This window comes from Haloterrigena salina JCM 13891, assembly GCF_000337495.1.
GTDB lineage: Archaea > Halobacteriota > Halobacteria > Halobacteriales > Natrialbaceae > Haloterrigena > Haloterrigena salina.
Map to the genome: position 1 here is coordinate 1 of NZ_AOIS01000022.1, position 22,744 is coordinate 22,744.

Sequence of the window (22,744 nt, forward strand, 5' to 3'; positions counted from 1 at the left end):
GCGTTTCGGTGAGTACTGGAGTGCGCGAGCCTCTGGGAGAGCCGATTCGCCGCCATCCACTCATACTTCATCATCACGCCCCGCACAGCGCCGGCTGTGCGGGGCTACTCGTATTTATCGCAGGTACTGTCGCACAGTAACGACTGTGCCGTACCGCTATGCTTAAACGACCGCAGTGATAAGGGACAAACGCGCCAAGGTGGCAGAGTCCGGCCGAACGCAGCGGCCTGCAGAGCCGCCTACCGCCGGTTCAAATCCGGCCCTTGGCTTACACCCGTTACCCCAAATCCCAAAACGACATTCCCTATTGGGGTCTTTGCGGCGCGATATTGACGAATCAGCACCCGTTTTCACTTGCTGTCGTCGCCGGTGTTCTCTCTTCGCTTCAGGACGTCCCGTAAAGTTCCGACGGTGTTCCGTGGCCCTTGCCGTCGTACCCGTAGGCTTCGAAACTGACGGTGAGTGCGTACGTCTGCGGAATTCGTCGAGAAACCTACCTCGTTGCTCTGCATTAACCAGCAACTGTTAGCGAATCTTCGCTCCCGGGTATCTCGGGAAGTATATGCGTGGAGACGCGATCGGCGACGCAGCAGTCGACTACGGAGAAACGATCGACGTGTATCTCCACACGTGCTACGACGACATCGAAGACATCTATCGTGAGAACGTCTTCAAGTTAGAAATTGAGCCGTATTAAATTCCGGTTGGCGGTTTTAGTTCCCCTTGTTGTTTGGCAGAACTTCTGCCACTAATGATTCCTGGACTAATATTCGTTCAGATCCGCATGATATATTTCAAAGCGGGCATCCTCTTCGAGGTCAGAGTTAATATCCTGAACTGGTCCTTCAAGCGCAGGCTCCACGTCTTCGTCAAGCGCACCGATTCGCTGATATAGCTGCTTCCAAGCAAGCTGGTCCTCATAACGATCCGCATCAGGATGCGAGGTCTGGAAGATAGATTCTGAAGCGACGATAATGAGTTTCCGTTTCATCCGACTCGCGGCCACGTTGAACCGATATGGACTCAAGAGGAACTCACTGAGTAGGTTTACGTATCCGGGTTCGCTGGCGACCATCGACATGAGGATGAGGTCCCGTTCTCCACCCTGGAACTTCTCGACTGTTTGGGCTTGGACTGCGTCATCAAGTTCCCCTTGTAGCAGATCGCGTTGTGCCGTGAACGGTATAACAACTCCGGCGGATATTTGGTCGTTTTCGATGTCTTCGTCGTCCGACTCGACGACATCGAACGCATTGACGACTTCTTCCGCAAGCGAACTTTCGATTTCGCTTGTCCGCTCATCACGATCACCCGAGTGGATTAAAACCGAGATCCACTGATCTGGAGCGGTGAGTTCCTCGACGACTGCTGAGTCACAGTCCCCTTCGGGAATCGGGTCTCGGTCATCAAGACCGCCGAGCTCAATTCCATCTTGGTCATAAAATAGGTCCGTTAGGAGTGCCGCGACCGGTTCCGGAAGACGGAAGGATTGGTCCAATGGATAGATTGGCAGCACTGCCTGTTCTTGCTCGTCAGTACCTAACCCTTCGTCAAGAGATGGCGATTCTCTTTCGATGAAGTCCATCTCCTCGATGTCCCCCTTAAGGAACCTGATGAAATCGAGAGCGGACAGGAAGGGAACTGTTTCCTCGATAGTCTCTCGGGTTTCTTCCTCCCACCCGTGGGCGCGAATTGGTTGCATCTGACGGTGATCTCCCGCGAGTAGCAGTTGACCAGAGTCCCGAAGGAACGCACCAACAAGGAATAACTGCGGAAGACTCATCATGCTCGCCTCGTCGACAACAGCCAAATCGAAGAGGTCGCCCCGCTCCAACTCGAGTAGTTCCCATACTGTTGGGTCCCAGTCACCGTCACGCTCCAGTTCGTCAATGTCGATGTGGAGTGGTGCGATCTTATCGACTGCGCCCCTGATGGAAGTCGGGGGACCGAAGATTATGAATTGCGTCGTACTTTGCTCGTTGAGGACGAACTCATCGTAGAGGTCACGGAGTCGCTGAGCACCATCGTCGTGGTGGTAAGCAATGTGCTCTACAAGTTGGTCGTCTGCCCTCTCGTCGTATGGTTGAGCATCGTCGGGAAGATCACTTGGTCGAACACGCACGAGTTTCATCTGCTGGAAGCAGTCCTCATCTCGACAATCCTCTGCCACCGCTCGCACGTTCGAAAATACCTCATCGACGGCATCGTGAGAGAGCGCAGATACCGCACTACTGAACGACCGATCTTTCTGCTCGAACGCGTAAGCACGGCCGAGCACCGCCGGTGTCGTCGTGTAGCTTGTCTTTCCTGTTCCTGGGGGGCCTTGAACTACGACGAGGTGATTGTCTACCTCTCGGATGAACCGCTGCTGTGGTTCGTTCGGTGTGTTATCGATGGATTCTGCCTCCACAAACTGGGTTTCGATGAAACTCCCTGGTCCATTGTCTGGTTCGGGATTCCCTTCAATCAGGTTCTGATTGCAAAACTCAGTGTTCATCTCTTCCCGGTCACCAGTCAGGAGGTCATTCAACCAGTGGAGGACATGATTGTTGTCGCTCCGACCAAGGGCTCGAGAACAGTGATAGCTTACAACGTCGTCGTGAGCCTCATCGAGGATGAACGATGCCCCTTCGTCAATGACGATCTGATTTGCGTCGCCGTCGATTTCCTGAAACCGTGGGGCGTCCGGCCCAGCTTCTGCGCGCGAGACATATCGGTGATGATTATGGAGGTAGTCGTGGTAGGAGCGGGGCCACCTATCCCAATCGTTCCAAGGGGCTGCGACGGTAATCTGTCCGTCCTCAATTTCGACAACATGGACTAGCGGCATCCGGGCGATGTCGCTCGCCTTGCCGACCGCCTCCTCGTTTTCAATCGGTGGATGCTGATCGTCGCTAACCGGCGTCATTACAACCCAGTCCCCCTCTGAAATACTACTTTCCGTATGCGTCACGTCGTCCGCTCCGGGTTCCCAGAGCTCTCCTTCAATTTCATTTGTTTCGTCATCTGGTTCCGGCGTGCTCGTACAGCGGAAGAGAACAGAATTCCCCTCAGAGACCCGGTAGGGAATCGATTGTCGCCAATCGCGGCGCAGTTGCCGGTCTCGTGCCCCATGTTCTAGATCCATATACTCCCGCGATGTCAGCGCCAGTTCGGGTTCGTCGAACTCCAGTTCTAGTAATTGATCAAGCGGAAGCGCCTGCTTTGGGACGGTCGAACTCTTATGCCACTCGACAATCGACGCCTCAATGTGTTCAACGGCCTCTGCCATCTTTTCGGCGAGGGCACGAAGATGTCGGGGTTCGAACCGTCTGCCCTCCCCCTCACCATCGCCGGTCCATCGGAACCGATGAATCAATTCCTGGAGTTCTTGCCCCTTCTCCGTGTCGTCGAAGGACTCTGGTTCGATCCAGTCGGGCGTTAGTTCATCGAAGGCACCCCAGATATACTCAAGTGGGATGTCGTCCGTGTGACGATGAGCGAACGGGAACTGGTCTTCATAATTTTCCCCGACTTCCGTTAGCTCCAGTCCAGAGTCGAGGTCGAACGATACCCGGTTACCTTGATTGTAACTGACTACGTTTTCGAAGAGGTGCTCGTCGAACAACGGCGCCAGCGGAAGTTCAACAGGTTCACCGTCGACCTCGTGTTGCCAGGAAAATCTTCGTGGTCCCCATGTTCGGTATCCTGGTGGCCCGTCATCGAAATCTGGATCCGGCCGTTCGAACTGCTCGACTGTTTGTACGATGCCGAATCCAAGGAATCGTAAGAGGTGGCGCGTAACAAACTCCTCCTGAAGAACGGATACCATTTCTTGGTCAATATCCTGTTGACCGATTTCTGTTCGCAATCCAAGTAGTGTCCGTAGTGCCTCAAACTCGTCGCCACCGTCTTCGACGTGCCGCTTCACCGCACGAGTAAGCGCCTGTCGCTGGGCAGGGCTGTAGAGGTAAAGGTGGACGAATCCGGGTTCATCCAGTTGTGAACCGTAGTCGTCATCATCCAGTTCGTCCGCGATTCCGTCTGGTGCGACCGCCTGGATTGCGTCAACGAGGCCGTCTCTGTCTTCGTCCCCCCGTAAGAATCGCTGGATCAGCTCCTCTTCGGCATCGTCCTTCGCGTCAGAGGCCTCTTCTCCTGGCTGAGCGCCGGGCAGTCCGTCACTGATTGCGGACACATAACGACGCTCTTCAGTGCGATGATTCGTCACATATCCGCCTAGAAGAACCAGACGTTCGCGAATGTTGTCTTCCTGTATGAAGAGATAGACACGAATGAGAGATCGATCTGGATAAGAGATCATCGAGTCAGGAAGGTTTGGATGTGCTGGCTCGCCAGCGGGCAGATTGTAGCCGCTGTCCGGTATCATCGATCGATGGTAGGGGCGGTCACGAGCTCCCTCTCCGGAAAAGACATCCGCTGCGATGGAGTACCGCTCTAAATCTTTAAGACCGACATCATCTCTCACTCGTTCGAATCCATCTTCGTCAGCGATCGTGACCTCCTCGTTCGCCCTGTTGGTCGGACTGACGTACCCCCTGTCGTCATATTCAACTAGATCACCCAAGTCACGTAACGTCTCGACACCAACCTCGGCGAGGTCCTCTTGGGTGCCCTCGGGGAACCCTAGTAATTCGGGGCGATCTTCTTGGACAGCGCGCGTGTAACAGACATCGTGAAATTCACAACCGGCACATCGTCGCGACATCCGGTTTGTCATTTCCCAGGCATCGACAGCCGTGACAGCCTCTAGATCGAGGTCGTCTCCCTCAGACTCGAATAGGGTTCTGTCGAGGCGTCCTGCCCGCTGTAAAAGCATCTGCACGTCTGTTTCGGTTGGTTGAAGATCAAAGCCCTCAACGTTCTGGTAACCCATCTCGGAGATAGCATTAGATCGCGTGACGACACGACCACGGAACGTTGTATTGTCAGACAGTTCCGTTGCATTGGAGAGCGCATTGCGAATGAGTTTGCTGTAGCAGGCCGCCTGAATTCGATGGTGGGTCTGTTCGTCCCGTGAGGCCTTCACCTCAAGAATATCGACGACGACCTCACCAGATTCATTTCGGGTTGAACGCGCCGGCCTGATGACGATGATGTCCGCCTTCCCCCCAACATCCCAAGCACCCAGGGTGCCCTCGAGTGTTGGCTGGAAACAAACTACGGTGTAGTCACCTGATTCTTCGTGCGCCTTTCGTACCTTCTCGACCATCAGATCGAGTGCCGTATCCGAAAGTCCCGCTGCGTCGCCAGTAGCCTCCCCCCATGTATCATCGAGTGGGATGTCGTCCGGTGTCTCATCTTTCGAGCCGATCATTTCGTCGACACGGCGCTGGTCGAGAAGTGCGCGTAGTTCTTCGACTTCGAACTGTGTTCCTGTCTCAGAGTATAGAGGACTAAGCAGGGATTCGTCGAAGGGACTATCTTCCTCAAGGAGATCCTCTGCGAGGTACTTCCAGCCCAGAAATTGACCACATCGTTCAAGCTTAACGAATGAACCAAGCGCGGTTGGACTGATCGGACCAAGTTCCGACCGGAGGGTGGTGGCAGGTTGCACTGCGCCCACATTCTACACGATAGCCCTTAATGATGCATTAGATATGGACAATAGTTTACATAATCGGCGAGTCATACAGGCCCCGCCTTCAGGCGGCAACTGCTAGTGGATCTTCGTTCCCGAGCGAGTGATCTGCGTCACTTCTGAATCGTGGCTACGCCGGTACGCTATTCGAATCCGACGACTCGAGCAAACGCTTCCGAACCGGGTATTCAAACCAAACCCCGATCACTCCATCGCAAACGAAGATGTGCAAGTGGTCAATGCCGAGATTGAAATAGTATTGTATGCGTTGGAGCGTCTGTCGCAACTTTTGATGTCTCACTGGGCTCTGTTGAAACTCCGGAGAAAGAATTTGTGCATTCACTTTGTTGCATGAGCCGTATGTCGGCCGGAAACGTTGTAGAGTCGATCGAGGAACTGAATCGAGTTTTCCATCACGAAGCAGATTTCCAGCATGCATTAGCCTGGCACATTCACCAGCAGTACCCAGACGCTCGATTGCGATTAGAAAGGCGCTTTCCAGGAGAAAAGTTTCCGGGTTTAACAGAAGACGTCTATATCGACATTTGGTTAGAACTCGATGGGGATGCCATCCCGATCGAACTCAAGTATAAGCCCGACACTTTTCGTGGAGAATGGGGTGACGAATCGTTCGATCTTCGCCGGCACTCAGCACAGGATGTTGCTCGCTATGACTTCATTAGTGACATCGCACGGGTTGAGACCGCCGTAGCTGCTGAGGAGTGCAGTTACGGCGCCGTCGTGCTCCTGACAAATGACCATTTGTACTGGCAGCCACCAACTCGAGACGATGTTGTCGATTACGAGTTCCGTCTCAATGACGGGAAGATACTGGAAGGCGAGTTATCGTGGGCTGAAGATGTCGGTGCTGGTACGGTTGGAAAGAAGCGTGATCAGCCGATCAAATTAAATGAGACGTACGAGCTAGACTGGCGAAACTATGACTACGACATCCCATCGGACCCTGAGGAGAGCGACGATTTCCGTTATCTGTTCGTAAAAGTCGAATGACGGTGTTCTAGAACTGAAGTTTGGAGTTCTGTTCACTCGTAGGACGGATAGACAATCTCCATCGGCAAGCCTTTACTATCAGTTTGGCCACCTAAGACCTCTATCCCGTGGTCAGCACACTCTCGCGCAGTCGCGGCGAGTACAAGCGCATCAACGACGTCATCTAGCATCCCCACACCGATTCGTCGCTTCCAAGCAGCCTTTGAGTTGACCTCCTCTTCCAGCCCTTGGAAGGCGTTCCGATATGAAGGAGACACAGCTTCTAAGATCGATAACCGTCTCTCCATTCCCTCGCTATCGTTCTTGTTGGACATAACCGGCCCAGATTCTGAGAGAGTAGCAAAACAGACCTCTGGATGGCTCTCCCGAACAGTGATGTTCGGGGATGATTCACGCATGAAGAGATCGACTTCGTGAATCCGCTCCATGATGCCCCACGTTTGTGGACCAATATCGTCCCCTACCACTTTGAGATTCTGTTCACGGGCACTCTCGTAGGTTGCAGCTTGTACCGCTTGACGCGCTGGCACATCGAAAACAGACCTCTTTTGCGATGGATGAACGAGTTCGCGTGCTGCTTGGTCACAGTCTCTGGGACTCATGTCTGATTCCCCAGGAAGCCCGATCGGTATGTCCACAAGGAGCAGATCGGCGTCGCTATGCCTATCGCACACCGCTTGAAAAGAGGGTTCAGTCGCAAAACTGAGCTTGCTATCGCGTTCTTCGGCAGTTACCCATCTCTTCCCGCCCCAATCTACACCGACGAACGTGCCCATACAAACCGAATTTTTCTCTAGATTGATTATTCAAATGGTCTATACAGAGTCGATTTAGGTGTACCCTCCTTACGACCAGACTCTTGAAGTTCGCAGAGGAAACTCCTTGACCGACAGCAGTCACGGACGATGTTCGAACTCCAAGTGCTCGCTCAGTTGTGGCGCCTTGGTCGAACTTTCGTCGTCCTCCATATATTCAAGAGTCCGATTGACGAGGATCATGTCTTCCCGTGCAGCAAGCTTTAGGACCGGGGAGATGTCCGGTATCTCTTCCTCGGACGCGGCGGACCAATGAATGACCACAATCGGATCGTTGAACAGTTCGTCCAGCGGCCGATTCCAGTCGGAAAGAGGGCTCTTCGCCACCTTGAATCGGTCGAATACGCTATCGACGGTTGAAGCAAATTCTTTGATGCCCATGTTGACAGACGCTCACGATCGAAAATCTGGTCTGAAGTCAGTAGAGCGCATTTGGATCAGTGACATCGGAAAACACTGAACCACCACTCTCTCGAAGAGCGGAGACCGCATCGTCTGTGAGGTCGTCCTCTGACACCACGACAGAACCATACAACATATCGTTTGAGCTGTCGAGGGCGTCACAACCGTCTCCTTGGAAGATTGATGCGGGATAGCGGACGGGGCCGAGTTCGACCACCGTCTTTGTCCCTCGCTTGCGTCGGGTTGCACCGGTAGATCGTGTCCCGATTAGAACGACCGGATCGTCGATGTTGATCCCGAACTCGTCCACATCAAGGTGGACATCCGACAACTCGTAGAGTCCGACAGGCGTCGCAAGCATCAGCGACCTCCGAAGTGCCTGTCGTAGAGTTCGTCGACAGCTGTAGCTATCTCAAGGTACGCTTCGAGATGGGCCCCTGGTCCGATCTTGTTGTAACCTGTGTCGGCCTCGATAACGTCGGAAGTCTCTAAAACGGGAAGGAAAATATCCAACATCAGGCCCCTCAGCACCGATGCACTGATTTCCCGATCAAATTCCTCGTCAAGGAGTGTCGCACGAGTGAGTTCCTCGAGCGATAGCGGCTCATCGGCATCCGCAAGAACTCGTAGGATGATCCGGTGTTCGGTATCGCCCAAGACGGAGTATATCTTCGCCTTTGGATAATCGTACTGTCGCTCGTCGGGGGTTGGTGATTGCGTTACCTGTGTCATTGTCAGTGATTGTAGTGGAGTATCGAAATCGATCCTCTACTACTGTTAGTAGGTGAAATGGAATTAACAGCGGCGCCCACAGTACCCAATCGACTGCATACCGATCCTATACCTCGCAACGATACAATAACACCGTTCCGAAATCTGGTGGCGTCAACAGAACTCGATCACCTTCGACCACGACTTTGGAGGGACGTACTTACTCACTGTTGAGCTACAAAATAGTAAAATAGGAATCATGTATCTCTCTGGTGTTTCCTGTCGGGGCCCCTCTGCTGAGCAGGTAAATGACAACTAAATATAGTTTGTTCTATTATGGTGTACAAATTCTATTTTTTATAATTTGGACTAGGTCCAGTCTCCCGGTCTTGTTATCCGTGTGTGCAGATTGTGCGCAAAACAATAGTTTGAATTACAGAAATCACGACCCTACCTTTAGTATATATTACTATTTTGTGCAGAGATAGGTCATATCACTATTCTTATTTGGGGATCGAAACACCGTCTGCCGGTTTTCAACCTGCTGTGGGCAAATTGCACACAAAAACATCATCCCGAGAAGGTATACTAGCGAGAGAATGAAATAATCGAACTCAATTGGTAGAAAAGAAGGTATATGGATTTGTTTGGGTTCTATTCGGCGCTTAGAATCTGTGAGATTGGATTCGGATAGATGGGGAAATTCTCTCACACTTTCTATGACCCGTTACCACAGTTTCCTACTCTTAGCAGAGCGATACCACAGATACCACAAGGCGTGAGGGTGGGATAGAGTCCGTAAGTTACCCGGGGCTCACGCCATTAAGGCAATACCAGAGGCAAAAGATCGTGGTGGTGGTGTTCAGACGCCAGTTGGCTCATTCTCAGATGAACCACGATCGCAATTCTATCAGTATTCAGTCATAGCTTGGATGTACCTGTTTCGGCTGAAGCATATACTCACACGCGTCTATGTATGGTCTGTTTGAGGGTCTCGAGAATCCTCTCCCTGCTAGTCCGAATGAGAATTTTCGGACGTTTGCTTAGGGGGTGCTCAGGTTTTTACCGAACGATAAGTGACCTCATGGTAGAAGAGATGAGTCACGCAAATCAGGTCGACAAAGAGGTCCTCCACAGATTGGAATCTGCGGCTGAGCGAGTTGCAAGGGGCGATGCTCACCCAGCACACCTGCGTCGCCCAACTGCTCAATATTTATCGCGAGCACATATCCCGTCAGCCGTCATGACTGCGAGGTCTCTTGGTCGGGTATCCTTCGGGCGTGCAAATGAGCACAAACAGGGTGTCGTGGTGTTTCTATCAGGTGATCGGGTCGATCTGGACGAGTTGCAGAGACTCAATAAAGTAGATACGTTGACTCCGAAATCGATGGAAGTGTACCGGAACCTCGCAGACACAGAGTTCAAGGAGATCGAATTTGCCGCGGAAGCAATCACTGAGGCCGTTTCAGACGAGATATTGCTCGCAGAAGATTTAGAAATGGACAACGACAGGAGAATATGCAATCACCTCCTTCCGGCTATAATCATTGTTCTTGAGCACCTGACCCATGCGAACCTCCGCTGGCGTGGGCCGGGTTCAGAAGGACGGGTCCAGATCGACGAGACTCTTGAGGGTGTTCGCGGGTTCGCCGCTTGGATTCCCCCATCATGCCTACCTTCCGATGCGACACTGGAAGACATCGCCCACGCCTGCGGTGCTGAAAAACAAGGTCGATCGTTAGCGCTGGATGTCTAGTGACTGCGTTCGGTGTCCTGCGCTGTCGTTAGATCCGGGGGTCGTTGCGAACTAACTGCTCTACTGCTGCCCCGAACTCTGGACCGGGACAGATCGTATTGTCCTCGAACCTGACGACATCGTGTTTCGCGAGGCGGGGAAGATGACGTCGGCGCAGCGTCTGTCGAACGTCGTCGTAATCCGGATCTTGATCCGAGAATTCATCGATATGGTCTCGAATATTCTGCGCAAGGGCTTTGAGCGACATCTCCCTGTTCGGAGCAGCTAATACTTGCAGTACGACGTGCTGGCGACGAGGGTTAGTCCACAATTTGGCCCTCTCCGAGATCACCACAGCACTATCGTCGAAATGTTGGCGCCCCTCTCTAAACGGCTTGGTGCCGTGTTGTTCGTCTTCATCATCAGACGTCATCGAGGGTCCTCCTCTCTGGTTGTCTTCTGATTACGATGCGTCCAGCGAGCGTAGGATTCAGAACGCGTGGGAACGTATCGGATCATGCGGTCGGGTTGGTCTGACCGCATCGAGGTCAGAGCACCCACGGGCCTAGCGTGGGTGTATCGCCTCTTTCGAGGCGGCCCTGTACTCGACGCGGTCGAGTAGTTTTGAGGGGAAGAAACCCCATAACTAGTTGGATGTTCGCTCAGTCCTCGGCGTTTTCATTCACATCGACTCTTGAACGAACTCGGGAGTGACCATCTCTTGGTTCTCCTCAACAGCAGCATCTAAAACTCGGCTACAGATAGCGAGTGCTTGGCGGACATTACCCTGCGAACGTTGTAGAATCTCGTCCAACCCTTCATCAGTAAACGGGGCTATCGAAGAACCCTCGTTCGATCCGTTACGCTCTCGTCTGAGGTAGTTCGACACAAGATCGTTCAGATGGTCGTTCGTGAGAGGCTTCAGAGCCACTTCCTCGCCGATGCGCTCAGAGAACGCGTGATACTCGCTCATGACATCCTGCCAGACTTCGGGAGCACAGCCGAACAGCATGCAGAGGCCCGAACTGTTCTGGTCCATCAGGTGTCGGATGCTGTTGAGCGTCGCCTGCTCGTCCTTGGGAGAGAGCCGTGCGATGCTCTCGAACTCGTCGACGAAGACGAAAATACCGGTATAGCCGAGTTCGAGCAGCATATTTTTGAGTGCAGTGAAGGCCCGAACACCCATCGTGTCGTCGTCGAGTGCGCTGTGAATTTCCATCTCCTTGCGCTGTTCGTATCGAATCCCCTCTGCGGTGAGCCACTGCCATGCGTAGAGATTCGTGTCTTCGTACACCATGTGGATGATGGCACGCGCAAAGTCGGCGAACTTCGTCACATCGCTGAGGCGGCGAATTGCCTCGGGGACAATTTCCGAGAGCAGCACGTCGCCGTCGTCTATCAGCGACTCCATTGCACTAGCACCGATAGGGTTCGTCTCGGTGACATCTCTCGCCACCGATGCAAGGAACTCGTACGCGAGCTCTTGGAGTCGGTTGAAGCCCAGATCGTAGATGAATTCGTGGTAGATGTCGAGGAATCCTTCGCCAGGCTGGGCAACGTATCCTACGACGACGTCATCGCGGTCGCGGAGGAGTGAACGGGTATACTTGAGCGTGTGTGACTTTCCGTTGCCGTACTTCCCCGTGACTACCAGGTGCTTGGACTTGCCGGTAGAGAGCATCGACGAGACTGTCGAGCTAATCTTATCCGAGACGTGCTGCTGGCCACAGTATATCTCGGGATCTTCGGAAGGTACTGGACTGTACGGAAAGGGGTTCGCGTTCAAGTCGTACTGTGAGTAGTCTTGCTGCTCGTCGGTGATCGTGAATGCGTCGGACATTATGTAGCCTCCTGTGTGTATTCGATGTCGCGGTCGTGCACCGCGAGGTAGTAGTATTTCTTACCGTACTGTTCGACACCGGCCATGACCTGCTGAGTGGACTGCGAAGTGCTAACTAAACCGTCCTCTTCGGAGAGCGCAATACGCTTGATACCGAGGGTGGCATCCTTTGCAGCCGTATCCATCGGTGCCCCCGATAGCTCGAGTTTACCGACATTCTGTTGGCAGAGATCGAGCAGCGCTTGGTTGAAATCATCACGAGTGCAGCCGAGTCGTTCACAAGTCTCCTCGCGGAGACGTGGAATCGACAGGTAGCGCTGGCGCAGGTCGACGCCCGCTCTTTCTTCGAGGTCGTCGTACACGCCCAAGAGCAGGTAGTGGAAGTTAGTGGGTATCGCCGCCTGATCTGTCAAGTAGTAGTTTCCCGTGAACGCGTTTCGTTGGACCCGACCCAGCCGCTCAGCCCAATCACCGAGCACCTCCACACTCGTTTGGTTATACGAATATGGGCTGAATTCTCGAGCCTCTTCTAACTGAGCCAGGAGTGTGTCTAAACCAGCGTTTTCGAGGTCTCCGAGAACCTCGATGAAGGTTCCGTAATGTGGGCTTCGTGTCTCGAGGATTGTGCTCACTTGATGCCAATCTTCGTCACGAATCGCACTGAGGAACGACAAACCAACATCAGTCGTCGTGTAGACTGGTTCCTCGCCAGAGTCATCTTCCTCGAGCAAGGAGATGCGCTTCGCTTCGAGGATCGTTTCACGCGCACGGCGGTGACTGACGTCCAATTCGTCTTCGAGATCCTCAGTGGACCTGCTGACTCCTTCACAGGCGTGGGTCAGTTCAGCCATCCGGCTGAGAGTGACTGGCCTTACAGTCGGCCTCTCGTCGCTCATGTGAGCCTCCGCACCTGTTGCTTGGCGGTTTCGTATGCGCGCTTGGTAACCTCGTTCCCACTGAAGCGCAAGTCGAGATACTCCTCGATGTCTCGACCAGATTCGGCGACATACCGGAAGCGACGCAGTTCGGTCGCAAGTGCCCAGAGGTTATGCTGGGTCAGGGCAGTTCGGTCTTCACGAATCTCGTCAAGTTCCCTTTGTCCACACACTGGGCAGGGACAGGGGAGCCTGTCTAATTCCTCAATATTCCGCAGTTCTTCCCCACCAAAGCCCGGAATCAAGTAGTTCCGGTTGCCTGCACTGCGGATGAAGGCCGAAGAGTCGAAACTGTCGACCCCCAAGTAGAGCAGAAGTGGTTGATAGACGAGACCCCCGAGCCCGTACACGTGCAGGTGCTTGTCTGTCGCGTTTCGTGCAGACAGTATCAGTTTTGTTACTTTTTTATAATCGGTTCGTATCGGAACCATACTTCCGAGGGCATACCCATCGAATTCGCCGTTCTTCTCCAGGTATTGTATGTTATTCCGAATCGTCTCTGGATCGTAACCGTGGACACTCGCGAAGAGAAGTCCATCTCCATCGTGGTGGTCGCTCGCTTTGAGTGCGTACTCGATGCTTTGGTCGATTCGTCGTTGATTTTCTGCTGCCCGGTTGTCCTTTGAGAGAGGAATGTCGACTGTACCGAGGATGTCCGCGTCCAATTGACTCTGGGTCTCAAGCGTTTTTACTGGGGTAGTGTCCACTTCTTCGTTGGCGAAATCGAACCCACCACTGTCAGCAAAAACGATAGTGTCCTCGGGGACGTCCATTTCCTCTCGTAACGTTACACCATTCGATATTCTCTGCCACATTGGGTCTCGGTTGCGGATTGACCTCGCGTTGATCATCGCTGCCGAGAACTCTGGAATCGTGCCGACGTACGTCGGTGTATTGTCACTCGACCGCTTCCCGATGTTTCGGACGGGAAAGAGAACAGGGGTGTCTAGTTCCCCTCGGGGGAGGTCGAGTTTCCGGCGTCGATACAACATGCCTCCCGCTCGGATAGGCTGTCCTCTTATTTAGTGAATGGGGCGATATGATCTAATCACTCATCTGAAACATATCCTCGGAACAGGAGAACAATTCTTAGGATCGAAAGAACACGGATGATTCCATCTGGTAGTGGAAGATCATTCAGACTCGAATTCCGCTTGTGGTGGTACTTCCTCTACTCGCCGACACAGTTCTTCGATAGTTTCCGGTCGAAGAGTATCGACGCTGCCGATGTATCGAGCGAAGTTCTTCATATAGTGTCCCTTGAGTCCAATAACGATCGTGCCATGTTCTTTTGCGTCCTCTGTCCGGGCGGGGATGGATTCGATATTGTCAAACTGGTCTTCGACAAGTTCGCGGTTGAACACCACACCAATCCGGTCGGAACGCACTTCCTGAACCATCTCGTCGATATTGATGCTGGTGTAGTAGTCCTTCCCGAGGGTAAAGAAGACGACATCGTAGTCGGCATCTTGGAGGAGGCGTCGTAGGTCTTTTTGAATGTTGAGTTTCGCAGATCGCTCTCTAATATCGCTAACATTCATTGAGCTGAACGTTACGTCGTAGGGTGGGAGATACTCGTCTTCTGCGACAAGGCCAAATCCTGCACTCACGAAGTAGCGATCGACATCGTGGCCTTGGCGCATGAGCCATCTAACTGCACTCTTGACGTGATTTTGCTGGCGTCCAGTGTACAGGTCCCGTGCCGCGATACCCGGCACATTATCACGAGCGAGGAGGTCCTCGCGAGAGAACTGAAGAGTTTCCTCCTCACCGAAGGTGGGCGCGTCGTCTGGTACCTCCTTCGATCCTGAACACTGGTCGATGACAAGGATGTCCAATCCGTTCTCGGTATCGATCTCAGGTGGATGAGGCACGAAGTCGTCACTGGCGGCATAGTTCTGCCCGCAGACCTCGAGTATTTGATCTCGCAACTCTCGGGGGTTGCTATTGGTGTGAACCTCGCAACCGTTTTCACGAGCAGCCGCTATGGCTTCTTCGTCAAGCTCGCCGTCCAATGTGTGTACGAAGAGGTGTTGGTACCTCGCTGCTTGTTCGCTGACGTTTGCTGCCATACGGTCTGGGGCGAACGAGACGAGCGACGGGGTTTCTTCCCACCACTCACTCACGCCGTTCGCATCTAGTACACCAATCTCTGCGACCGGAAGGTCGTGTGTCTGGGCCCAGAACGAGGAGTGTTTGTCGCACAGATAGTCTTCAACAGTTTCGTAGCCACTGAGGGCCGCATCACCCTGGGTCGCGACGAGGATCTTCGGAAGGTCTTCTTCGAATTCATCGTAGAAGCGACGTGTGTTGTGGAACCCTCGTCTCCGATTTCGATCGTTCCCTCGGAAGATGCAAACCTCGATACCATGCTCTCTACAGATTGGACAGTCACATTTCTCCCACGGACGACTTCGAAGGGTGTCTTGATACTCTTGGAGCAGGTCGTCGTCACCGATCCAAGTAGCATAATCCCTGACAATCGCCCAGACTCGGTCATAGTCACTGACGACATACGGCTCGTCCAAAACGGTCTTCGCGTGTGGGAACGCCTCGAATACGTCTACCGCCGTGCTAAGCAGTTCGTCGTATTCCTCGAACGGTACTGGGGCAGCCGAGGTATCTTTCCGCAGGAGCTTGACTAGCTTACTACGTAGATTATCGCTGAAGCTCGCCTGAAGCTCACGGCCATACTCGAAATCCTCTCGGAACGCTCTTTCTATGTCCTGTAGGAGTGACTCGTCGTACTGGTCCTCGTGGCGGTGTTCCCGCAGGTATTCTCTAGTCGCTGGTAGCACCTTCTCGGCCCGCTCGTACCAACTCTCGAGAGCATCACGAATCGAATCTCCTGCATCGTATGCTCGGAGCGCTACCAGTGTTTCACGACCGCGTAGGGATTTCTCGACAGCTTCGTCGAGATCGTCTCGGCTCGATGGATAGCGAACTCGAATGGCATCGTAGCGTTCGCCGTTATCAAGGCGATAGTTCTGTCCACCCGTCCACGCCGAACGAAGCATACTGGCGCTGTCGAAACTAGTCATCCCCGAGCGACCGATCGTCTCGAACGCCTCAGTCTTCGCGAAGCCGAAGACGTGTGAGTCGATACGTGTGTTGTGTTCCCGTTCGAACTGCTTGATCGTCTTTCCGACGCTCTTAACGATTCCACGGACGTCGTGAGTTGGACTACCTGCAACGCCCCCAATTCCGAGGTAGTCGTAGCCAATATCAAGCACCTCCTCAGCAGCCTTACTGTATGTGGCGGGGTTCCAGCCCTGGATGGCAACCATCAATCGGAATGGGTAGTCACGACGCTGGTAGAGATCATACATCTCTTGGGCGTTCCGCAGCGTCAGGTCGTAGCGGAACTCGGCGTCGTGTTTACGGTAGACCGCACGTGGATCCTCTGCGAGACGAGCTAGAACTGTGTCAATATCTCCTTGGAAGTCCTCTGCAACAAACGACTCAACATCTGTGTCCGAACCGGTACGAATCGTCGGCTCATACTCGTCGACGTATGAGGGCCATTCTTCCGGCCATTCATCGACCATTACGTCGACGACATCGGCGATGGCATCAGGGACATCGCTTTTGCTGAGTTCTTCGTCGAACGCTCGTTCATCAAGGTAGAGTCGCCCCCTGTCCTTGCCCGAACCGAGGACGAGATGGTCGATTGTGACGCCGACAGTAACGTCCAGCGTCTCGTAGAAGCCAAGCATATCTTCGTTCCCGTACGGCGGGAAGGGGAGTGATTTGTAGCCCCAAGCCCCGCAGTCACTGATCGTGGGGAGCCAATTCGGGACAGAAAGAACTGGGTCGTCGTAGACGCCGTGTTTCGCGAGTCTTTCGGCTTTACGGTCAGTTTCTTCGACCTGCTCTCGGGAGATGAGAACCCCATCGACTGGTGTTGTTTCTGGATCGAAAATATCCCATATATAATCCAAATCGCGTTCTTGACGGTCCAGCGTAGAGAGTTCGTCGTGCTCAAAATCGTAGTGGGCGTCGACTGCGTCGTCCCACTCGGGAACGTAGAACCGCACGTTAGATAGTCACCAGTAGTAGGGATGGGTGGGCATCCTATAAATCCGTTTGAAGTACCTCACTCAGAGCTATGCTGGTATATGGCACTCTCTAACCGAAGTCCGACAGTGTCGGGCCTGTGTGGATCTGTATAGAATCCCAATGGTCTGGGCACTCTGCCTCAACTTGCTCAAGGACACTGTCACCATTACTTGTCAGTACGTAACTGTTTGAGCGAACCTTCGCGAATCCCAAGTGAACTAGCCACTTGTAGTGGACTTTTGCACGCGGCACCCAGGAACTCTCACTATCGACACCGGGATAGAGATGATTGATTCGCTCTGCGAGTCTCTGTGCTGCCGGTGAGTCTTGTGTAACGGGAACGGTCTCGACAGAAAGTTGGTGGAGAACCGCCAGCATTGGCAGACGGTGTTCGTGATAAATAACCATCCAGAGGAGAGCCTGCTCACGACGTGAGAGTGAATCCTTCACCCCGATACCTAGCGTTGCTCTTGGTCGACTCTGCTGCATAGCGGGTTCATACGCTTCGGCCAGCCATCGACCTCGGTCAGTCAGCTCACCGTCTTCCAATAGTTCGAGTAGGTGCAGAAGTCGAGTCACGTGCTGAACTTTTCTGGCCCCTACGACACCTCTGTTTAGAGCTAAGGTCCTCAAATCCTCGCTCGGCTCACGATGCCGTAGCTCAAGCAACTCGCAAGCCAGCGGAAGATCATCCCAATCCGGTTGGATTGTCTCTATGTACCTAACTGACGAGATTTCCGCCACTTTTGGCATTAATATGGCAACTACAATATAAATTCCCCAGAGATTTGACCATCTGGGAGTATGCTACCGATAATACTTAGTGAATACTGCGAGAGCCTGTTTAATATGCACTCCGACCCAGAATCGATCTCTAATCTCGCTGAGCGCGATGAGCGAATGCTAGTCGTAGGAAAGGACAACCCGATTCGCATCAGCACAGGCCATAGATTGCTTCACCATGATGGCAAGTGTAGTCGGCCGCACGGTCATAACTACGAAATTTCGGTAGAGATAACGGGGGCGCTTACTGAGGAAGGTTGGGTCGTTGACAAAGGAAATATTACACGGGTAATATCGGAATGGGACCACCGATTTCTTCTCGAACAGGGGGACCCTCTCATTGAGGCCTTCGAGAAAAGCGGAGACAGTGATTCACTCATCGTTCTCGAACATCCTCCGACCGCAGAAGTGATGAGTCTCCTCCTTGAGCAGAAACTCTCCGAGGCGCTCCCTGACTCGGTCTCAGACATTTCGGTGACCGTTCGAGAGACATCGGAACTCTGTGCCGGGGGAACTCACTAATGCCCGTCAGTTCCACTGCCGACGATCAAACAGCGGATGATGTCGACGGCGCAGCGCTGCCGATCAACGAACTCTTTTATTCGCTTCAGGGCGAGGGCAAACTCACAGGAACTCCGTCAGTATTCGTCCGTACGAGCGGCTGTAATCTCCGATGTTGGTTCTGTGACTCTTACCACACTTCCTGGGAGCCCACCCACGGCACCATGAGCATCAACGACATTATCGAGGGGATCCAGTCACATGGCGACGCCGATCACGTCGTCCTCACTGGTGGTGAACCGCTCATCCATGACGAAGCGGTCACTCTCCTCGAGCGCCTCGACGATCTCGGCTACCACACCACCGTTGAAACCAACGGTACCATCCATCGCGACGCACCGATCGACCTAGCAAGCATTAGCCCGAAACTCGCATCTAGTACACCCACTGCCGAGAAAGACCCCAAGGGAGACGGCGAGTGGGCAGATCGTCACAAGGACCGTCGCATCGACTTCGATGCGCTCGGTGCGCTCGTCGACGACTACGACACTCAACTCAAGTTCGTCGTCACTGGTCCCGACGACTTGCCCGAGATTGAATCCCTCCTCGCCGACATCCGCTCGACAGCAGCAAGTCGCATTCCAGACTCCGACGTGCTACTGATGCCGGAGGGAACGACCCGGGATGAAGTCGACGCAAGACGGAACGAGGTCGCTGACCTCGCGATGGAATACGGCTACCGGTACACGCCGCGGTTGCACGTCGATTTGTGGAACGACGCTCCCGAAACATAACATGACGAGCACGCACTCGCAACTTACGACGGAAGACACTGAATCGGACATCGACCACGAGAAGGCCCAGCGAGGTGTTCGACTCCTGCTGGAGGCTGTCGGCGAAGATCCGGACAGCGATGCGCTCGCTGAGACTTGGCAGCGACGCGTTCCGGACGCATTCGCAACACTCACTGAAGGCCAACGGGAGACCGCGAAGCCGACGATGCGCACCTTCGATGCCGAGACAACTGACTTAGTGGTGAAAACGGGGATTCCCGTATACTCCCTGTGTGAGCACCACCTACTACCGTTCTTCGGTACGGTACACCTCGCGTACAGGCCGACCGACGAAGTGGTGGGGCTTTCCAAGTTAACGCGGTACGTCCGCTGGCAGTCACGGCAACTCACGATGCAGGAACGGTTGACGAACGACATTGCGTCGGGTCTCCAAGAGGAACTCGACGCAGGCACGGTTCTCGTAGAAATGAACGCGACGCACCTTTGTGAAGCGATGCGCGGCATCGAAACCGAGAGTACGACCACCACCAGAGCGACCATCGGTGAACCAAGTGAGGCCGAACGCGAGCGGTTCCAAGCAGCGGTCAACCGTACGGAGGATCAACAATGAGTGAGAAGAGGGCGGTCATTCTGGCATCCGGAGGGATGGATAGTGCAACGGCAGCGGCTGTCGCTCAGGATGCTGGTTACGAGTTGTACATGCTGCACACGTCCTACGGACAGCAAACAGAGACGAAGGAGTACGAGTGTGCAAAGGCTCAGGCCAAGGCCTTCGGCGCCGCCGACTTCCTCCACTTGACGACGGACCACCTCTCAAAAATCGGCGCGTCGAGTCTTACTGACGACGAGATGGATGTCGAGGATGCGGACATGGATAGTGACGAGATCCCCTCAAGCTACGTGCCGTTCCGGAACGCGAACCTCCTGTCAATGGCGACGTCGTATGCGGAAGCCAACGACTGTGAGGCCGTGTTCATCGGTGCGCACAGCGAGGACTTCTCTGGGTATCCTGACTGCCGGCCAGAGTTCTTCGAGGCATTCCAGCAGGTCGTCGACGTCGGTACGAAACCAGAGACCAAGATCAGCATCGAAGCGCCGTTCGTCGAGGCTTCGAAGACGGACATCGCTGAACGCGGCCTCGAACTTGATGTTCCCTACGAACATACCTGGAGCTGCTACCGCGATGAAACACCGGCGTGTGGCACGTGCGACGCGTGTGCGTTCCGCCTCCAGGCATTCCAGAACCTGGGCGAGCGAGACCCGATTGAATATGCCGAGCGTCCAGCCTATATTGAATCGTAACGCCGCTGAGCCGATTTACCTACGGTTAAGTCGGCTCCACCGCTAATATTCCTTGACGCGGGTGGTCCACGAAGAGTGGGCCCGGTGGTGGAAGCACCGACCCCGCGCTGCCTGAATAGACAGCATGTGTACTAACGACGACGATTCGCAAAAATTCGACGGTCGTGTCGCATCGTTGCCGCCGGAAGCTTCGAGGAAGAGGTGGTCCCTTTGAGCGCAGTTGATAGTGACTCTCCGGGTGTCGCTGACGTGCTCAATTTCCTCGGTAACCGACGACGTTTGCTCACACTACAGTACCTCGCTCTGTTCGAGCCGGGGACCACTATTGAGGTGCGCCACTTAGCACGTGTCATCCGAGGCGTCGAAACAGGGAGTCCACCTAGAAACGTCGGGACTGCTGATTACGAATCCGCGTACAACGGGTTGATACAGACGCATCTGCCGAAAATAGACCAGCGGGGCCTCATTCAGTACGACGAACGGCGAAAGACAGTGACGGTAGAAGAGTCGATTGAACGGTATATTGTCCTCACGACACTCGTGCAGTTCGTCCTCTCGACTGGGAGGGTTGTCTAACCACAGAACCTGATGCTAAACCAAGGGATATAGCCTGCGAATATCTATGATTGTCTCTCCCGTTTGTCCAGTCGGACGACGAAGCGCCGCGTAGTGGGATGCGTGGTGGTGGAAGTGCCCGTCGTCCTCCACCTGGGATGCTTGGGAACTGCCAACTCGATCGGTGGCACTCTTCTCTGAAGTGGCGGACATTGATTATCGTAGCCGAATGAGAGTGATTCATGGCTAGAATCACGCAACCGACCCGACTAGATCGGGTTGAGCATATCATCGGTAGCGGGACCGGAATGCTGGACTTCGCAGTAGAGGGGGAGAACGATTACTACACGTGGGACGGCGGTGAGGACGCTGATTGGAAGATTGAAGATGTGGATTCAGTCGAGAATATCGACGAAGATCGGTTCATTATGTATCCTGACGGCGAGGCCTTTGTCTGTGACATCGCATCAGAGGGGGAGGAGGGGAACACAGGACCAGTACGCTGCTGGTGCGAGTAAGACAGGAACAGAAATATTTGTCAGCGAGAGTTAGCCATCAATATGTATGCTGATAATGTCGATTTCTACTCCCTCTCCGAAACCAAACAACGACGCTTGGTTCATAACAAGCGCGTTGCGACTACTGACCAGTTGCTAAAGGAACTACCAGAGGGAAAGCCTGCGGTTCGGATATTTGAAGGCTCTCTCGACCAATTAGTGTTGGATCAACTGGAGCAAAGTCAATACACTATCGAAGAATTGGCGAACCACTTTAGCGTACAACCCGCTGATGTTCGACGTGTACTCCATAAGTATCGCCGACGTGGGTCAGACGACTTTACGAACGAGAATTTCAAACTGAACCTTCTTGAGGAGCGGCACGGTGTGATACGTGGTGTCGACAGTGATGGGAGGTCACTCTATTATACTCTCCAAACAATCCCATTCTTCGCCCGTGTTGTCGATCCAACGTTGATGTTTTCTCTATTGGGACTGGACGAGTATGTCGATACGTTCCCTCACATCGCCGAACATATTCCTAGTGGAAAAGCTACTGAACTGGATGAAGACTACGCCTTCGTGATCGGTGAATACTGGAACATTGACGCGGAGGAAGTATTCGAATACCTGACTGAGTTTGACCGCGCATATGTCGATACATCATTACTTCCACTACCTTATATCGAAGACGACGAGCATTATGAGCGCGTGTCTCGTCGGTTTAGACAGGTCGACGAGGTCTACCGTATGTTTCGTGGGACCTCAGATCACGTCCAGGAAGTCGGTGAAGAATTCATGGGTCGTGTCGAACAGAACCAAGCGGGGATAGCTACTTATCAAGTAATGAGCATCGATTTTGCTGATTTTGAGTGGTATGTGGACCAATCTGGCGACTATGCCCTTCACAACGTAATCGGGGATTGGGTAGAACAGATAACCCGATCGCTTCATCCCGATGAACCATCTATGGATGTCGACGATTCGATAGAGGATGCAGAAATCAATCTCCGAGATGAAATCCAGTTAATCCTCTCGGAGAAACCTCGAACTCCTGCCGAGATACACGATGAACTCCCTCGTGATGTTCAATTGGGAACGGAGCAATCAGAAATCAAGGCAGTTCTAGAACGATTGGCCAATACAGGTGTTATCAGCAAAAAGGACGAGGTGTCTACATCTCGGTACTTCCAGCGACAGAGAAAAACGTGGGAGTAGTCGGG

19 protein-coding genes and 1 tRNA gene are annotated in these 22,744 nt (G+C 53.5%); 10 read left to right on the plus strand and 10 right to left on the minus strand.

The window, feature by feature from the left end:
• Positions 1–193: 193 nt before the first annotated feature.
• Positions 194–269, plus strand: a tRNA-Cys gene (locus C477_RS05610).
• Between the two features lie 494 nt (positions 270–763).
• Here C477_RS05610 and C477_RS05615 read toward each other — a convergent pair.
• Positions 764–5,557: a DEAD/DEAH box helicase gene (locus C477_RS05615; protein ID WP_152423278.1), complete on the minus strand. Its 4,794-nt coding sequence runs from the start codon at positions 5,555–5,557 to the stop codon at positions 764–766.
• Between the two features lie 384 nt (positions 5,558–5,941).
• On the opposite strand from C477_RS05615, the gene C477_RS05620 reads away from it, so the two are divergent.
• Positions 5,942–6,592 carry a hypothetical protein gene (locus C477_RS05620; RefSeq protein ID WP_008893483.1) on the plus strand — a complete coding sequence of 217 codons (651 nt, stop codon included), beginning with the start codon at positions 5,942–5,944 and terminating at the stop codon, positions 6,590–6,592.
• Positions 6,593–6,624: 32 nt separating this feature from the next.
• Here C477_RS05620 and C477_RS22795 read toward each other — a convergent pair whose 3' ends face one another.
• The 4 genes from C477_RS22795 to C477_RS05640 all read right to left on the minus strand — a co-directional run bounded on the left by C477_RS22795 (position 6,625) and on the right by C477_RS05640 (position 8,541).
• Complete coding sequence (locus C477_RS22795) at positions 6,625–7,368, minus strand: DUF429 domain-containing protein (RefSeq protein WP_083870248.1); 744 nt, start codon at positions 7,366–7,368, stop codon at positions 6,625–6,627.
• A 120-nt stretch (positions 7,369–7,488) separates the two neighbouring features.
• Positions 7,489–7,788 (minus strand): hypothetical protein, encoded by a 300-nt coding sequence (locus tag C477_RS05630; protein ID WP_008893485.1) that lies wholly within the window; start codon positions 7,786–7,788, stop codon positions 7,489–7,491.
• Between the two features lie 37 nt (positions 7,789–7,825).
• Complete coding sequence (locus C477_RS05635; RefSeq protein ID WP_008893486.1) at positions 7,826–8,170, minus strand: hypothetical protein; 345 nt, start codon at positions 8,168–8,170, stop codon at positions 7,826–7,828.
• Positions 8,170–8,541, minus strand: coding sequence for a hypothetical protein (locus C477_RS05640; protein ID WP_008893487.1), 372 nt, complete (start codon positions 8,539–8,541; stop codon positions 8,170–8,172). Before C477_RS05640 ends, C477_RS05635 begins: the two co-directional genes overlap by 1 nt.
• A 1,222-nt stretch (positions 8,542–9,763) precedes the next feature.
• On the opposite strand from C477_RS05640, the gene C477_RS05645 reads away from it, so the two are divergent.
• A complete protein-coding gene (locus tag C477_RS05645) occupies positions 9,764–10,276 on the plus strand; it encodes a hypothetical protein (protein WP_152423279.1) in 513 nt (170 codons plus the stop codon).
• Positions 10,277–10,304: 28 nt separating this feature from the next.
• Here the strand turns inward: C477_RS05645 and C477_RS05650 are convergent, their stop codons facing one another.
• From C477_RS05650 to C477_RS05670, 5 genes are all read right to left on the minus strand, one after another.
• The gene (locus C477_RS05650) at positions 10,305–10,688 is read right to left on the minus strand and encodes a DUF7344 domain-containing protein (protein ID WP_049914304.1); all 384 of its coding nucleotides are present in this window, start codon (positions 10,686–10,688) and stop codon (positions 10,305–10,307) included.
• A gap of 249 nt (positions 10,689–10,937) precedes the next feature.
• A complete protein-coding gene (locus C477_RS05655) occupies positions 10,938–12,095 on the minus strand; it encodes a BREX system ATP-binding domain-containing protein (RefSeq protein ID WP_008893489.1) in 1,158 nt (385 codons plus the stop codon).
• Positions 12,095–12,991, minus strand: a complete 897-nt coding sequence (locus tag C477_RS05660; protein ID WP_008893490.1) for a hypothetical protein — start codon at positions 12,989–12,991, stop codon at positions 12,095–12,097. The genes C477_RS05655 and C477_RS05660 overlap by 1 nt, the downstream gene beginning before the upstream one ends.
• Positions 12,988–14,022 carry a tRNA-guanine transglycosylase gene (locus C477_RS05665; RefSeq protein ID WP_083870249.1) on the minus strand — a complete coding sequence of 345 codons (1,035 nt, stop codon included), beginning with the start codon at positions 14,020–14,022 and terminating at the stop codon, positions 12,988–12,990. The genes C477_RS05660 and C477_RS05665 overlap by 4 nt, the downstream gene beginning before the upstream one ends.
• 141 nt (positions 14,023–14,163) lie before the next feature.
• Positions 14,164–17,067 carry a DUF6884 domain-containing protein gene (locus C477_RS05670; RefSeq protein WP_049914306.1) on the minus strand — a complete coding sequence of 968 codons (2,904 nt, stop codon included), beginning with the start codon at positions 17,065–17,067 and terminating at the stop codon, positions 14,164–14,166.
• Positions 17,068–17,938: 871 nt separating this feature from the next.
• Here C477_RS05670 and C477_RS05675 point away from each other — a divergent pair.
• The 7 genes from C477_RS05675 (at position 17,939) to C477_RS23415 (ending at position 22,739) form a co-directional block, all read left to right on the plus strand.
• Positions 17,939–18,394, plus strand: a complete 456-nt coding sequence (locus tag C477_RS05675; RefSeq protein ID WP_049914307.1) for a 6-pyruvoyl trahydropterin synthase family protein — start codon at positions 17,939–17,941, stop codon at positions 18,392–18,394.
• Complete coding sequence (locus tag C477_RS05680; protein WP_008893495.1) at positions 18,394–19,167, plus strand: 7-carboxy-7-deazaguanine synthase QueE; 774 nt, start codon at positions 18,394–18,396, stop codon at positions 19,165–19,167. Before C477_RS05675 ends, C477_RS05680 begins: the two co-directional genes overlap by 1 nt.
• A gap of 1 nt (position 19,168) precedes the next feature.
• On the plus strand, positions 19,169–19,777 hold the full coding sequence (gene folE, locus C477_RS05685; protein ID WP_008893496.1) for a GTP cyclohydrolase I: 609 nt from the start codon (positions 19,169–19,171) through the stop codon (positions 19,775–19,777).
• Positions 19,774–20,469: a 7-cyano-7-deazaguanine synthase QueC gene (queC, locus tag C477_RS05690; RefSeq protein ID WP_008893497.1), complete on the plus strand. Its 696-nt coding sequence runs from the start codon at positions 19,774–19,776 to the stop codon at positions 20,467–20,469. Before folE ends, queC begins: the two co-directional genes overlap by 4 nt.
• Before the next feature lie 249 nt (positions 20,470–20,718).
• Complete coding sequence (locus tag C477_RS25005; RefSeq protein ID WP_449404393.1) at positions 20,719–21,045, plus strand: DUF7344 domain-containing protein; 327 nt, start codon at positions 20,719–20,721, stop codon at positions 21,043–21,045.
• A 221-nt stretch (positions 21,046–21,266) separates the two neighbouring features.
• Positions 21,267–21,542 (plus strand): hypothetical protein, encoded by a 276-nt coding sequence (locus C477_RS05700; RefSeq protein WP_008893499.1) that lies wholly within the window; start codon positions 21,267–21,269, stop codon positions 21,540–21,542.
• 42 nt (positions 21,543–21,584) lie between these two features.
• Positions 21,585–22,739, plus strand: coding sequence for a hypothetical protein (locus C477_RS23415; protein WP_152423280.1), 1,155 nt, complete (start codon positions 21,585–21,587; stop codon positions 22,737–22,739).
• Positions 22,740–22,744: the final 5 nt, after the last annotated feature.